At 38.6% G+C, this 13,493-nt stretch carries 11 protein-coding genes; 2 read left to right on the top strand and 9 right to left on the bottom strand.

Annotated features, from left to right (window positions below):
- Nucleotide 1: 1 nt before the first annotated feature.
- On the bottom strand, nucleotides 2–754 hold the full coding sequence (locus ACEE75_RS02085; RefSeq protein WP_447574245.1) for an adaptor protein MecA: 753 nt from the start codon (nucleotides 752–754) through the stop codon (nucleotides 2–4).
- 111 nt (nucleotides 755–865) lie between these two features.
- A complete protein-coding gene (locus tag ACEE75_RS02080) occupies nucleotides 866–1,711 on the bottom strand; it encodes an undecaprenyl-diphosphate phosphatase (RefSeq protein WP_447574246.1) in 846 nt (281 codons plus the stop codon).
- Between the two features lie 188 nt (nucleotides 1,712–1,899).
- Between ACEE75_RS02080 and ACEE75_RS02075 the strand changes: the two genes are divergently transcribed.
- Together ACEE75_RS02075 and ACEE75_RS02070 are read left to right on the top strand one after the other, a co-directional pair.
- On the top strand, nucleotides 1,900–3,447 hold the full coding sequence (locus ACEE75_RS02075) for an ABC transporter substrate-binding protein/permease (protein ID WP_447574247.1): 1,548 nt from the start codon (nucleotides 1,900–1,902) through the stop codon (nucleotides 3,445–3,447).
- A complete protein-coding gene (locus tag ACEE75_RS02070; protein ID WP_354368993.1) occupies nucleotides 3,447–4,187 on the top strand; it encodes an amino acid ABC transporter ATP-binding protein in 741 nt (246 codons plus the stop codon). Before ACEE75_RS02075 ends, ACEE75_RS02070 begins: the two co-directional genes overlap by 1 nt.
- A 36-nt stretch (nucleotides 4,188–4,223) precedes the next feature.
- Here the strand turns inward: ACEE75_RS02070 and ACEE75_RS02065 are convergent, their stop codons facing one another.
- The 7 genes from ACEE75_RS02065 to ACEE75_RS02035 all read right to left on the bottom strand — a co-directional run bounded on the left by ACEE75_RS02065 (nucleotide 4,224) and on the right by ACEE75_RS02035 (nucleotide 13,493).
- Nucleotides 4,224–5,114, bottom strand: a complete 891-nt coding sequence (locus ACEE75_RS02065) for an SPFH domain-containing protein (RefSeq protein ID WP_447574248.1) — start codon at nucleotides 5,112–5,114, stop codon at nucleotides 4,224–4,226.
- An 82-nt stretch (nucleotides 5,115–5,196) separates the two neighbouring features.
- Nucleotides 5,197–6,447, bottom strand: a complete 1,251-nt coding sequence (gene ilvA / locus ACEE75_RS02060; RefSeq protein WP_354368997.1) for a threonine ammonia-lyase IlvA — start codon at nucleotides 6,445–6,447, stop codon at nucleotides 5,197–5,199.
- 83 nt (nucleotides 6,448–6,530) lie between these two features.
- Entirely contained in the window at nucleotides 6,531–7,553 is a 1,023-nt protein-coding gene (gene ilvC / locus ACEE75_RS02055) for a ketol-acid reductoisomerase (RefSeq protein WP_447574249.1), read from the bottom strand.
- Nucleotides 7,554–7,627: 74 nt separating this feature from the next.
- Complete coding sequence (gene ilvN, locus ACEE75_RS02050) at nucleotides 7,628–8,110, bottom strand: acetolactate synthase small subunit (protein ID WP_354369001.1); 483 nt, start codon at nucleotides 8,108–8,110, stop codon at nucleotides 7,628–7,630.
- Entirely contained in the window at nucleotides 8,103–9,806 is a 1,704-nt protein-coding gene (locus ACEE75_RS02045) for an acetolactate synthase large subunit (protein ID WP_447574250.1), read from the bottom strand. Before ACEE75_RS02045 ends, ilvN begins: the two co-directional genes overlap by 8 nt.
- 172 nt (nucleotides 9,807–9,978) lie before the next feature.
- Entirely contained in the window at nucleotides 9,979–11,688 is a 1,710-nt protein-coding gene (gene ilvD, locus ACEE75_RS02040; RefSeq protein ID WP_446812844.1) for a dihydroxy-acid dehydratase, read from the bottom strand.
- Nucleotides 11,689–11,828: 140 nt separating this feature from the next.
- Entirely contained in the window at nucleotides 11,829–13,493 is a 1,665-nt protein-coding gene (locus ACEE75_RS02035; RefSeq protein ID WP_447574251.1) for a DAK2 domain-containing protein, read from the bottom strand.

The following is a 13,493-nucleotide window of genomic DNA, read 5'->3' as shown; positions in this document are numbered from 1 at the left end:
CTTAGTCAATCTCCAGTTGATACTTGAGAGCACTTAGTTGCTCAACAGCTTCATTAGCTAAAATCAATTGAGCATGCTCTGCAAGATAAGGACGTGTTTTTGTAGTATCACTAGAAAATTCTAAAAACCTTGCTTTAACCCATTCTGCATAATAAGAACGTTTTCCTGACAAATCCATTAGAATTGCTAAATAATAGCCTGTCTTATCCTTGTATAATTCTGATAAAGTAATTTCTTCTTGATTTGAGTGAGCAAATCGAATTGCATCTCTAATATCTGAAAAATGTAAAACATAAGCATGGACACTCAAAACCTCTTCTTCCTCTGACTCTTCATCCGCGGAAGAAGACAACCGTTCTTGTTTTTCAGCCTCCTCTAAACGCGCTTGAGCTTCTGGATCACTGACATCTTTCATAGCTTTTTCCAATGTTTTCAAAAGATCTTCAGGTGTCATATCTGAAACGTCATCCAGATCTGCCAAGTCGGGTAAATCCTCCAATTTCATTTCTTTATTAAAATCAGATTTAGTCACAAAAACATCAATATGTTTTGGTTTTGGTGTTACTCTAAAACTTAACATCCCACTATTTTTAAAACTCTCTGGGAGCTCAATTTCATCTAAGATAGAGTAAAAAAATTCCTCTGTTTTTTCTTGTGGTACTAAAAAGTCACTCAACTCCATATCACGTTCTTCCAAATCTTCTAGAGTAATCGTGATTTTAACCGTTGAGTCACTGATAATCTTCATTTCCATAACTTATCTATTCCTCGCACTGTTTATTCATTTTATTATACAGGAAAGCCCAACTTTTTTCAATTTTAAGCAGAAAAGGCTAGGAATATCAATCCTAGCCCTACATTTAGGTTATGCAAGAAAAATACTAAAAGCATAGTAAATCAACAAAAGCAATCCCAAAACAATGCGGTAATAACCAAAAATCTTGAAATCATGTTTTTTAACAAAGTTAGTTAAGAAACGGATAGCAAATAGACTCACCACAAAAGCAACAATCATAGCAAAGCTCAAAATTAACAATTGATCCACTACAAAATGATGTCCATCTTTAATAAATTTTACAATTTTTAACAAACTTGCCCCAAACATGACAGGAATCCCTAAAAAGAACGTAAATTCTGTCACAACTGCACGGCTAGTCCCTAACAAAAGCCCTCCAATAATCGTTGCTCCAGAACGACTTGTCCCTGGCATAAGACTTAACAATTGGAATAATCCAATAAAAAGAGCCGTCTGGTAAGATAACTCAGATAAACTAGTGATTTTTGGTTTCACACCCTTTTGACGATTTTCAATCCAAATAAAAATAAAACCATATAAAATTAGCATCAAAGCTACTGAAACAAAGTTATAAAAGTGCGCCTCAAACCAATCGTCCCATAACAAGCCAGCAATCATCACAGGAATAATAGCAATCACGACTTTAAGCCATAGTTGAAATGTTTCTGCCATCTCAAGCTTTGTCTTGCCTGGTTGAAATGGATTAAGACGCTTAAAGTAAACCACTACCACCGCCATAATAGCACCTAGCTGAATAACAACATTAAATACATCTAAAAAAGCCTTATCTTGCCCAGAGAAGTTAATAAACTCTTGAACCAAAATCAAATGCCCCGTACTAGAAACGGGTAGCCACTCAGTGATCCCTTCCACTACTCCAAAAATGAGAGCTTTTAACAATTCAATAATTAGCATGATTTCTCCTTATTTTTTTTCATCGCCTTATTATAGCAAATTCCAAAAACATTTAAAAGAGAGAGGACCTTTTATTATTATATCCTATCTTGTCTAAAACCGCTCTTATTTTTTATAGTCACTTATATTGAAATACCCTCTATTTTCCTGTAAAATAGTAAGGTAATACATTTTAATAGGAGTACTTAATGAAAAAAATACTAATGACCTTACTTATCGCTTTAGCGGTCACCTTCGGAGGAATGACGTCTGCTCAAGCCGATGAGTACTTGCGTGTCGGTATGGAGGCGGCTTATGCACCATTTAACTGGACGCAAGATGACAACTCCAACGGAGCTGTTAAAATTGAAGGTACCAATCAATACGCCAACGGATACGACGTTCAAGTTGCTAAAAAGATAGCTGAAGCGCTCGGCAAAGAACCTTTAGTCGTAAAAACAAAATGGGAAGGTCTAGTCCCTGCCTTAACATCTGGTAAAATCGATCTCATCATCGCTGGCATGAGTCCCACTGAAGAACGTAAAAAAGAGATTAACTTTACAAATAGCTACTATACCAGTGAGCCAGTTTTAGTCGTTAAATCTGATGGAAACTATGCCAATGCTACTAAATTATCCGATTTTTCTGGAGCTAAAGTAACTTCTCAACAAGGTGTTTACCTCTATAACCTGATTAGCCAAATCCCTGATGTTAATCAACAAACGGCAATGGGAGACTTTGGACAAATGCGTCAAGCTTTAAAATCAGGAGTAATTGATGCCTACGTTTCAGAACGTCCAGACGGTATCTCAGCTCAACTCGCTGATAGTAGTTTTAAGATGATCTCTCTAAAAGAAGGGTTTGAAGTTAGCGAATCAGATGTCGCCCTGGCAATTGGAGTCCGTAAGGGTGACGACCTGGTGAATCAAGTTAATAACGTATTAGCTACTTTCAGTAAAGAAGAACAAACTCAACTGATGGATAGCATTATCCCCAAACAACCTATAGAAAAAGAAGCTGAACAAGAAAATCCGAACTTCTTAACACAAGCATGGAACATCTTGACCAACAACTGGAAGGCTCTTCTACGTGGAACAGGGATGACACTCCTCATTTCTATTATCGGAACAATCGTAGGAACTTTAATTGGTCTTTTAATCGGTGTTTATCGTACAGCACCTGTTGCCAGCAACAAAGTCTTAGCTTTCTTACAAAAATTATTTGGCTGGTTCTTAAATGTCTATATCGAAGTTTTCCGTGGAACACCGATGATCGTTCAATCAATGGTCATTTATTATGGTACCGCTCAAGCTTTTGGTATCTCACTTGATCGTACCCTTGCTGCTATTTTTATCGTTTCCATCAACACAGGTGCCTACATGAGTGAAATTGTCCGCGGTGGAATTTTCGCTGTTGACAAGGGACAATTTGAAGCAGCTACTGCACTAGGAATGAATCACGGTCAAACCATGCGCAAAGTTGTCTTACCTCAGGTTATCCGAAATATTCTTCCTGCAACAGGAAATGAGTTTGTCATCAACATTAAGGACACCTCTGTATTGAACGTTATCTCTGTGGTGGAACTTTATTTCTCAGGAAATACTGTAGCGACTCAAACCTACCAATACTTCCAAACTTTCTTTATCATTGCAGTGATTTACTTCGTATTGACCTTCACTGTCACACGAATTCTACGCTATGTTGAAAAGAGATTTGACCAAGATAATTACACTAGTCTAGACGGAGGAGCACACTAATGGCTGACACTATTTTAGAAATCAAGCACTTAAAAAAATCCTTCGGGAAAAATGAAGTTTTAAAAGATATTTCTTTAACCGTTGAAAAAGGGGAAGTCATTTCAATTATCGGATCATCAGGTTCTGGTAAATCAACTTTTCTTCGCTCTATCAACCTTTTAGAAGCACCAACAGAAGGTGAGATTCTCTATCATGGACAAAATGTTTTGGAAAAAGGTTACGATTTAACAACTTACCGTGAAAAACTAGGAATGGTGTTTCAAAGTTTTAACCTCTTTAATAACCTCAATGTCCTTGAAAATGCCATTGTTGCACAAACCACAGTCCTAAAACGTGAGCGTAGTGAAGCTGAAAAAATTGCTAAAGCCAACCTTGAAAAAGTCGGTATGGGAGAGCGCTACTGGAAAGCTAAACCCTCACAATTATCTGGTGGACAAAAGCAACGTGTTGCCATTGCCCGCGCCCTTTCTGTCGATCCCGAAGCTATTCTTTTTGATGAGCCTACTTCCGCACTGGATCCTGAAATGGTGGGAGAAGTTCTTAAAACCATGCAAGAACTCGCTGAGTCTGGTCTCACCATGATTATTGTCACTCATGAGATGGAATTTGCAAAAGAAGTCTCTGACCGTGTGATTTTCATGGATAAAGGAGTTATCGCCGAACAAGGTTCTCCAGAACAACTCTTTGAAAATCCTCAAGAAGAACGAACAAAAGAGTTTTTAAAACGTTTCTTAAAATAAAAATAATCCGTTAGGGAAAAACCTAACGGATTATTTTTATTTAGCTTTTAAAGCAGACAAAATTTGGGTACGAATATCTTCAACCCCTTCTGGATGAGAAGGAAGAAAAAGAGTACTATTCCCTTTACTAGCAAAGGTATTCAGAGTATCCAAATATTGATTGGTTAGAAGAATAGACATGATTTGCTCTTCACTCAAACTCACATTAGAATCTTTCAACTCTTTAATAGATTCCGCCAAACCATCCACAATAGCCTTACGTTGTTGGGCAATCCCTACACCATGCAGACGATCTTTTTCAGCCTCTGCTTCTGCTGCCGTTACAATTTTAATCTTATCAGCCTCAGCTAATTCTTGAGCAGCAACACGCTTTCTTTGTGCCGCATTAATCTCATTCATTGACTGTTTGACCTCAGCATCAGGCTCAACTTTTGTGATCAAAGTCTTCACAATAATATACCCATAAGTGGACATTTCTTCCGCCACTTGATGTTGAACTTCTAGGGCGATTTCATCTTTTTTCTCAAAAAGTTCATCCAAGGTCAATTTAGGGACGGAAGAGCGAAGAGCATCTTCAATATAAGACTTAATTTGAGATTCTGGTTTCATCAATTTATAATAAGCATCTGTTACATTTTGCTCATTAACACGGTACTGAGTAGCGACATTCAACGTCACAAAAACATTGTCTTTTGTTTTAGTCTCAACCACAATTTCACTTTGCAACAATCGTAATTGCACACGCGCAGCAATACGATCTATCCCAAACGGAAGACGAATGTTGATACCACTAGTTGCTGTTCGTTGGTAGCGCCCAAACCGCTCCACAATAGCAACAGACTGTTGCTTAACGACGTAAAGAGAACTCAACAACACAATGATAAACACTAGGACAATAAACATTGGAATTAAACTCACAAATAGCATAAAAATCATCTCCTTTTTATTTTTATTATACCATGATTAAAAAACTTGTAAAGAAAAATAAGGTTACTTAGTAACCTTATCATTAGACTAACATATTATAGAGACTCTCATTACCATGTAAATTAATATAGCTTGAATCAAACGCTGATAGGCGATCAATAAAAGCTGCATAATCATTTTTATCTCCCAAGGTAATCCCAATCAAAACTGGTCCAGTTCCCTTGTTGGCACGTTTGATATATTCAAAACGTGTAATATCATCATTAGGACCCAAAATATCATTCACAAACTCTCGCAAAGCACCTGGACGTTGTGGAAAATTCACGACAAAGTAGTGCTTAACGCCATCGTAAATGAGGGCACGTTCTTCCATTTCTTGCATACGGTTGATATCATTGTTTCCACCTGAAATAATGCAAACCAAAGTTTTTCCTTGGATCTCATCTTTTAACACTTCCAGAGCTGCAATGCTCGCTGCACCTGCCGGCTCTGCAATAATTCCTTGTTTAGAGTACATATCAATCAAGGTTTCAGAGATTAACCCCTCATCCACTCCTATCAAACGATCAACCGTCTTTCTTGCAACTTCATAAGTTTTAAGCCCTACTTTTTGAACAGCAATACCGTCAGCAAATTTATCAATTTTCTCTAACTTAACAGGATGTCCTTTAGAAAAAGCAGCCTTCATACTACGGGCACCACTAGCTTCAACACCAATGATTTCTGTATCAGGGACAACATCTTTAAAATAGGTTGCAACTCCTGAGATTAATCCCCCACCACCAACAGGTACTAAGATAGAATCGAAAACAACTCCCTCTTCTTGAGCTTGCTCATAAATTTCATAAGCAACTGTTCCTTGCCCAGCTTGTACCGCATCATCATCAAAAGGATCAATAAAGGTTTTTCCTTCTGCTTTTGTATAATCTTGCGCTGCTTTAGCTGATGCATCAAAGGTATCTCCAACTAATTTAATTGTTACAAAAGAACCACCAAAAAATTGAACTTGCCCAATCTTTTGTTGAGGTGTTGTAACAGGCATAAAAATTGTGGCATGAATCTTCATCTCATTGCAAGTATAAGCAACTCCTTGCGCATGATTTCCCGCACTAGCACAAACAACCCCGCGTTGTTTATCCTCATCAGACAGTTTCCAAATCGCGTAATAAGCTCCTCTAAGTTTAAATGAGCGAACCTTTTGCATATTTTCACGCTTCAAATAAATCGTTGCTCCATATTTTTCTGATAAATAACGGTCAAAATCCAATGGTGTACGAACAACAACATCTTTTAGGACAGCATTTGCTTTTAGAATATCCTTTGCTGTAATCATTTTACCCCTCTATTATCTAAATTTTCTGTCTTTTATTATAGCAGAAAAAACGCTGTTTTAACAGCGTTTTTCAATTGTTTCGATTAGTTGTAGATTTTGAAAGCATCGTCATCGTTTTGACCAACGAATGGCATTGCTTTACGAAGTTCTGCACCAACTTTTTCGATTTCAAGATCAGCTGCTGCTTCACGGTAAGCAGTCAATTTAGGACGACCATTTTTGTAGTCTGTTACGAAATCATCTGCAAATTTACCAGATTGGATGTCAGCAAGTACACCTTTCATGTTTTCTTTCACTTGTTCAGTGATCACACGTGGACCAGCGACATAGTCACCAAATTCAGCTGTGTTTGAGATTGATTGACGCATTTTCTTGAAACCACCTTCATAGCAAAGGTCCACAATCAATTTCATTTCATGAAGAACTTCAAAGTAAGCCAATTCGGGAGCATAGCCTGCTTCAGTAAGCACTTCAAAACCTGCTTGAATAAGAGCAGTCAAGCCACCACAAAGAACAGCTTGCTCACCAAAAAGATCTTCTTCTGTTTCTTCTTTAAATGTTGTTTCCATAAGACCTACACGAGCAGATCCTACACCTTTAGCCCATGACATCGCGATGTCTTTTGCGTTACCTGTTGCATCTTGGTAGACTGCATAAAGTGCTGGTACACCAAATCCTTCAGTGTAAGTACGACGTACCAAGTGACCTGGTCCTTTAGGCGCACACATGAAAACGTCAACGCTTTCTGGTGCTTTGATGTAACCAAAGTGGATGTTGAAACCATGTGCAAAACCAAGAGCTGCACCATCTTTAAGGTTTGGAGCTACTTCATTTTCATAAATATCAGCTTGGATTTCATCTGGTGCCAAGATCATAACAACATCTGCTTGTTTTACAGCATCTGCAACTTCAAAAGTCTCAAAACCATCTTCTTTTGCTTTATCAAATGATTTACCAGCACGAACACCGATAATCACATCTTGACCTGAATCACGCAAGTTTTGCGCATGCGCATGACCTTGTGATCCATAACCAATAACGGCAATTTTTTTGCCATCAAGTGCTGCTACTTTTACATCGTTTTCATATTCCATTTTTACTGCCATAAGTAAAGTCTCTTTTCTAAAAATAATTTATTATATGCCTTTAGGCAAGTCTTAACAAAGTTATAAAATCAGATTTACGAGAAATCTCGTGTAAATCCTGTTGCTCCTGTTCGAGCAATGTTCTTAATACCATACGGTTGGACAACTCGGATAAGGGCTGAGATCTTATCAGCATCTCCTGTCAACTGAATAGTAATCGTCTTAGGAGCCACATCAACAACACTTGCACGGAAGGGTTGAATAATGGCTAATATTTCAGCACGTTTTGCTGGGGGAGCAGAAAGTTTAATCAAAATGACTTCTCTTTCCAAATGAGGCATATCCGTAATATCTCTAACACGAATCACATCAATCAAGCGATTCAATTGCTTGATGATTTGCTCAACTTCCTCAAGTGTTTCAACATCAATAATAATCGTAATTCTAGAAACCCCAGGCGCTTCTGTATGACCAACTGAGATAGACTCAATATTAACTTGTCGACGAGATAAAACACCCGTAAAGCGATTCAAAACACCCGTTGAGTTTTGAAGCTTAGCTGTCAACATTCTACGCATTAAACTTCACCCCCAACATTTCTGAATTTGATTTTCCTGAAGGAACCATCGGATAAACATGCTCACGATTAGAAATACTAATTTCTATTAACATAGGTTTATTTTCTTTAATCACCTCAAGATCCCTATCCAATGTCTTTGGATCTGTGAAATGATAATGCTCAATCCCATAAGCTGCTGCCAAAAGTTGGAAATTTGGCTCATCATCAAAGGTTGACTCACTACGTCTTTCGTCGTAGAACGACTCTTGCCATTGGCGTACCATTCCAAGAGAATGGTTATTGATGAGAACCACTTTAATAGGGACACCGTAGCCATTTAAAATTGCCAATTCTTGATTGGTCATCTGGAAACCACCATCTCCAACAAAAAGAATCACCTCTTTATCTGGGTTGGCAAATTTTGCTCCAATAGCTGCTGGGATACCGAATCCCATAGTCCCCATCCCACCAGAGGTCACCAACTGTCTTGGGTGCTTATACGGATAAAATTGAGCTGCCCACATCTGATGCTGTCCAACATCTGTTACGACTATGGCATCACCATTAGTAATCTCACCAATCAGCTCAATTGCTTTTTGTGGCTTAATAGTCGTGTCATCAAGATCATACCAAAACGGTGCTCGAGCTTTATTTTTTAAAACTTCTTGCGTCCAATCAGCATAATCTGTCTCCACTTTATCTAAATCAAGTAAAGCTTTAAGAGCTCTTTTAGCATCAGAAACGACAGGGATCGCTGTATTAACCACTTTTCCAATCTCAGCAGGATCAATATCTACATGAGCCACCACTGCATTTTGAGCGAATGTTGAAATATTACCAGTCAAACGATCATCAAAACGAGAGCCAAAATTGATAATAAAATCAGCATCTGTAAGAGCCATATTGGCCGCATAAGAACCATGCATGCCTCCCATCGCTAGAGCCAACTGGTGATTAACAGGAATCGCCCCTAGTCCAAGAAGAGTTGATACAACAGGAATCTGATATTTTTCTGCAAATGCCACTAAGTCTTCTGAGGCATCTGCATAATTAACTCCTCCTCCCGCTAAGATGAGAGGCTTCTTAGACTGAGATAGTTGTGATAAGATTTTCTTAATCTGTAAAAGGTTAGGTTCAATGGTAGGTTGGTAGCTTGGCAGATTGATGTTAGTATCATAATAAAAATCTGTCTTGGCTTCTGCAATATCCTTTGGTAAGTCAATCACAACAGGACCTGGGCGACCAGTGGTTGCAATATGAACGGCCTCTACAATAATACGAGGAATATCCTCAGTATGACGAATCTGGTAATTATACTTGGTAATTGGCATCGTGACACCAATAATATCAGCCTCCTGAAAGGCATCCTTACCGATTCCTCTTGTAGCAACCTGACCAGTGAACACCAATAAAGGAACACTGTCCCCCATAGCATCTGCAATTCCTGTAATAGCATTCGTTGCACCTGGACCACTGGTTACCAAAGCAACACCTATACGACCAGTTGACTTGGCATAACCTTCAGCTTTATGGAGGGCTCCTTGCTCATGACGAGACAAGACGTGTTTAACAGCATCCTGCTGATAGATAGCATCATATACTGGCAAGACTGCTCCACCTGGATAACCAAAGATGGTTTTAATTTCTAGACTAGCTAGAGTTTCAAGAACTAATTCTGCTCCTGATTTAGGTGTTTCAAGATGTATTTTTTCCACGCTTGTCCTCCTTTACTTTCTTTTTTGGAAATTTTCAAAAAATTCAAATACCTTAGATAATATGATAACATTTTTACAAAATAATGCAAGTTAATTTTAAATTTGTTTGCGTTTTCAACCAGCTTTTCTTTCTCACTAAAACCCCAAAATAAGTCTTAAATTTGATTTACACTCAAGCTTCACGCTCAGCTTTTCTTTCTTCAAATTCTTCTTCTGTCATCATAGAGCCACCGAAGTTAGCTGAGGAGGCAAAGTGGGTGTAACGACGAAGCCAGCCGCTTGAGATTTTCGGTTTAAAAGGTTTTAGCGACTTACGGCGCTCAGCCAAGGTGTGATCATCTACTAATAAATCAAGTGTTCGATTAGTCAAATCAATCACAATCTCATCACCATCTTCAATTAAAGCAATATTACCACCTGCAGCAGCTTCTGGTGAGACATGCCCAATAGCAATACCACGTGTCGCTCCAGAAAAGCGACCATCTGTAATCAAGGCGACATCTTTTCCAAGACCACGACCAACAATCTTAGAGGTTGGCGCTAACATTTCTGGCATCCCTGGGCCACCTTGAGGACCTTCATAGCGAATCACGACAACATGTCCTTTTTGAACAGTACCATTATCAATCAACTCTAAAGCCTCATCTTGTGAATCGCAACAGAGTGCCTTACCACGAAAAGTTTTTACTGAAGGGTCTACTCCACCAACTTTGATAACCGATCCATCTTGTGCAATATTTCCATAAAGAATTGATAGCCCTCCTACAGGCGAATAAGGATTATCTAAAGGATGGATTACTTCTTCATTTAAAATCTCACATCCCGCAACATTTTCTTTCAATGTTTTTCCAGTAACAGTGATACGATCACCTTTTATAGAGCCATTTTTAATTAACTGATTGATAATAGCGGATACTCCACCAGCTTCATGAACATCGTGCATCGTGTAAGCTGACGATGGTGATAATTTAGAAATATAAGGTGTCTTTTTCGCAATCTCGTTAATATCTTTAAGATCATACTCAATCCCTGCTTCACGCGCAATGGCTAAAGTATGAAGAACAGTATTCGTTGATCCTCCCATTGCCATATCTAATGCAAAGGCATCATCAATAGCTTCTTTAGTCACAATATCACGTGGTTTGATATTATTTTTAACATTTTCCATCAAGTGTTTTGCTGCTTGACGCACCAATTCACGACGTGCATCAGATACCGCTAAAGTTGTTCCATTGCCTGGTAGAGCTAATCCCATCACTTCCATCAAACAATTCATCGAATTAGCAGTAAACATACCTGAACAAGAGCCACAAGTAGGACAAGCATTTTTTTCTAAAAATTCAAATTCTTCCTTACTCATCTCTCCTGCTTGATAGGTTCCTACCGCTTCAAACAAACTAGATAGACTGGCATGATGCCCCGTCATATCCACTCCACCCTTCATAGGACCACCTGAGCAAAATACCGCAGGAACATTAGTTCGCATAGCAGCTAAAATCATACCTGGAGTAATTTTATCACAGTTTGGAATATAAAAAACACCATCAAACCAATGAGCGTTGATAACCGTTTCTGCCGCATCGGCAATCAATTCACGAGAGGGTAAACTATAGCGCATCCCAATGTGTCCCATGGCAATCCCATCATCTACTCCAATAGTATTAAACTCAAATGGAATTCCACCAGCCTCACGAATGGCTTCTTTGGCGACATCTGCCAATTCACGTAAATGAACATGACCTGGTACAATATCAATATACGAGTTACAAATGGCAATAAAAGGTTTTTGCATGTCACGAGCTGACTTAACCTGACCTGTAGCATACAGTAAGCCGCGTGCAGGTGCCTTATCAATTCCAAGTTTAATCATATCACTTCTCATTAGTTTAACCTCTATTTCCAAACAGAATTATTACATTCCATGTTATCATTTTTGAAAATATTGTCAAGGAATTTTCAGAAAATTTTGTATTTAATAAACTAAAAAAAGAAAAGTTGATCAACAACCTTTCTTTTATGTCATTATTCCACGCTCATTAGGTAAGGATAGACAGGTTGATCTCCTTGATGGATTTCAACTTCGATATCCTCATATTTTTCTTCTAATTGAGCAGCAATCTTCTCTGCTAACTCTTCTTGTCCATCTTCACCGACAAAAATAGTCACAATCTCGCTATCATCATCTAGCATTTTTTCAAAAGTAGAAAGCAAGGCTTCTTCCATATTAGGTGTAGAGACCAAAATTTTACCATCAACCATACCTAAAACATCATTTTCATGAATCTCTAATCCATCAATGCTAGTATCACGAACAGCTAAAGTCACGCTACCACTAACAACATCTGTCAGCACTGATGACATAGCAGAAGCATTATTTTCTATTGACTGTGTTGGGTCAAAGGCAAGTAAACTTGTTAATCCTTGTGGAACTGTCCGTGTTTCTATCACAGCTGCTGGAATTTCCACAACATCTGCAGCTGATTGCGCTGCCATAAAGATATTTTTATTATTCGGTAAGATGATGACACGCTCTGCATTAACCGTCTCAACTGCTTTTACAATATCTTCTGTTGATGGGTTCATCGTTTGACCGCCAGAAATCACATAATCTACACCTTGCGCTTTAAAAATTTCAGCTAGTCCTTCCCCAGCTACCACCGCAATAATACCATAATCTTTTTTAGGTTGACTTTGCTCTTTGGCTGCTTCTTGTTGAACTTGTGCATCGTGTTGTTGACGCATATTATCAACTTTAACTTTTACCAAAGCCCCATATTTCAACCCCTCTTGCATCACAAGACCAGGATCTTCTGTGTGGACATGGACCTTGACAATCTCGTCATCATTAACAACCAATAAGGAATCACCTAAACCACTAAGATAAGTTTGGAAATCCTCGTAGTCAAAATCCTTCACATAAGTCGGACCTTGTTTCAAACCGACCATGATTTCTGTACAGTAACCAAAGGTAATATCTTCTGTCGCAATGTGTCCCGCAATAGATTTATGATGCTCCGCATTAATCATCTCTGTCATGGTTGCTGGCGTTGCTTGAAACTCCTCAGAAGCTATATACTCTCCCGTTAAAGCAGATAAGAAACCTTCATAGATGTAAACAAGACCTTGACCACCTGAATCGACAACACCAACTTCTTTTAAAACAGGAAGCATATCTGGTGTTTTAGCAAGAGCCGCTTTAGCTCCCTCCACGGTTGCACGCATCACTTCGATAGCATCGTCTGTTTCTTCTGATTTTTTTAGTGCTGCTGTCGCTGCCCCACGAGAAACAGTTAAAATCGTCCCTTCAACAGGTTTCATGACAGCCTTATAGGCAACTTCTACACCTGCTTGTAAAGCATGGGCTAAATCAACACCTGTCATCTCCTCAAGATCTTTAACACTTTGTCCAAAACCACGGAAAAGTTGAGAAGTGATGACACCTGAGTTTCCACGCGCCCCCATCAAAAGACCTTTGGAAAGAATTTGAGCTACTTCTCCAACCGTATTAGCTGGCTTATCAGCAACTTCCTTTGCACCATTTTCAATCGTCATTCCCATATTGGTTCCAGTATCACCATCTGGAACAGGAAAAACATTTAATGAATTTACATATTCTGATTGTTTATTCAAACGAGTGGAGGCTGCTTGCACCATCTCTTGTAACAAACTGGTTGTGATATTTGCCAC

The organism is Streptococcus sp. 11273D007BT (assembly GCF_053547195.1).
The sequence above is the reverse complement of the archived record's forward strand: the minus strand, read 5'-3'. Positions and strand labels throughout refer to the sequence as shown.

Excerpts from the sequence above, each read along its gene's own strand:
- ilvC (WP_447574249.1), bottom strand. The coding sequence starts at position 7,553 with ATGGCAGTAAAAATGGAATATGAAAACGATGTAAAAGTAGCAGCACTT.
- ilvD (WP_446812844.1), bottom strand. The coding sequence starts at position 11,688 with ATGAGAAGTGATATGATTAAACTTGGAATTGATAAGGCACCTGCACGC.
- ilvA (WP_354368997.1), bottom strand. The coding sequence starts at position 6,447 with ATGATTACAGCAAAGGATATTCTAAAAGCAAATGCTGTCCTAAAAGAT.
- ACEE75_RS02070 (WP_354368993.1), top strand. The coding sequence starts at position 3,447 with ATGGCTGACACTATTTTAGAAATCAAGCACTTAAAAAAATCCTTCGGG.
- ACEE75_RS02065 (WP_447574248.1), bottom strand. The coding sequence starts at position 5,114 with ATGCTATTTGTGAGTTTAATTCCAATGTTTATTGTCCTAGTGTTTATC.
- ilvN (WP_354369001.1), bottom strand. The coding sequence starts at position 8,110 with ATGCGTAGAATGTTGACAGCTAAGCTTCAAAACTCAACGGGTGTTTTG.
- ACEE75_RS02085 (WP_447574245.1), bottom strand. The coding sequence starts at position 754 with ATGGAAATGAAGATTATCAGTGACTCAACGGTTAAAATCACGATTACT.
- ACEE75_RS02075 (WP_447574247.1), top strand. The coding sequence starts at position 1,900 with ATGAAAAAAATACTAATGACCTTACTTATCGCTTTAGCGGTCACCTTC.
- ACEE75_RS02080 (WP_447574246.1), bottom strand. The coding sequence starts at position 1,711 with ATGCTAATTATTGAATTGTTAAAAGCTCTCATTTTTGGAGTAGTGGAA.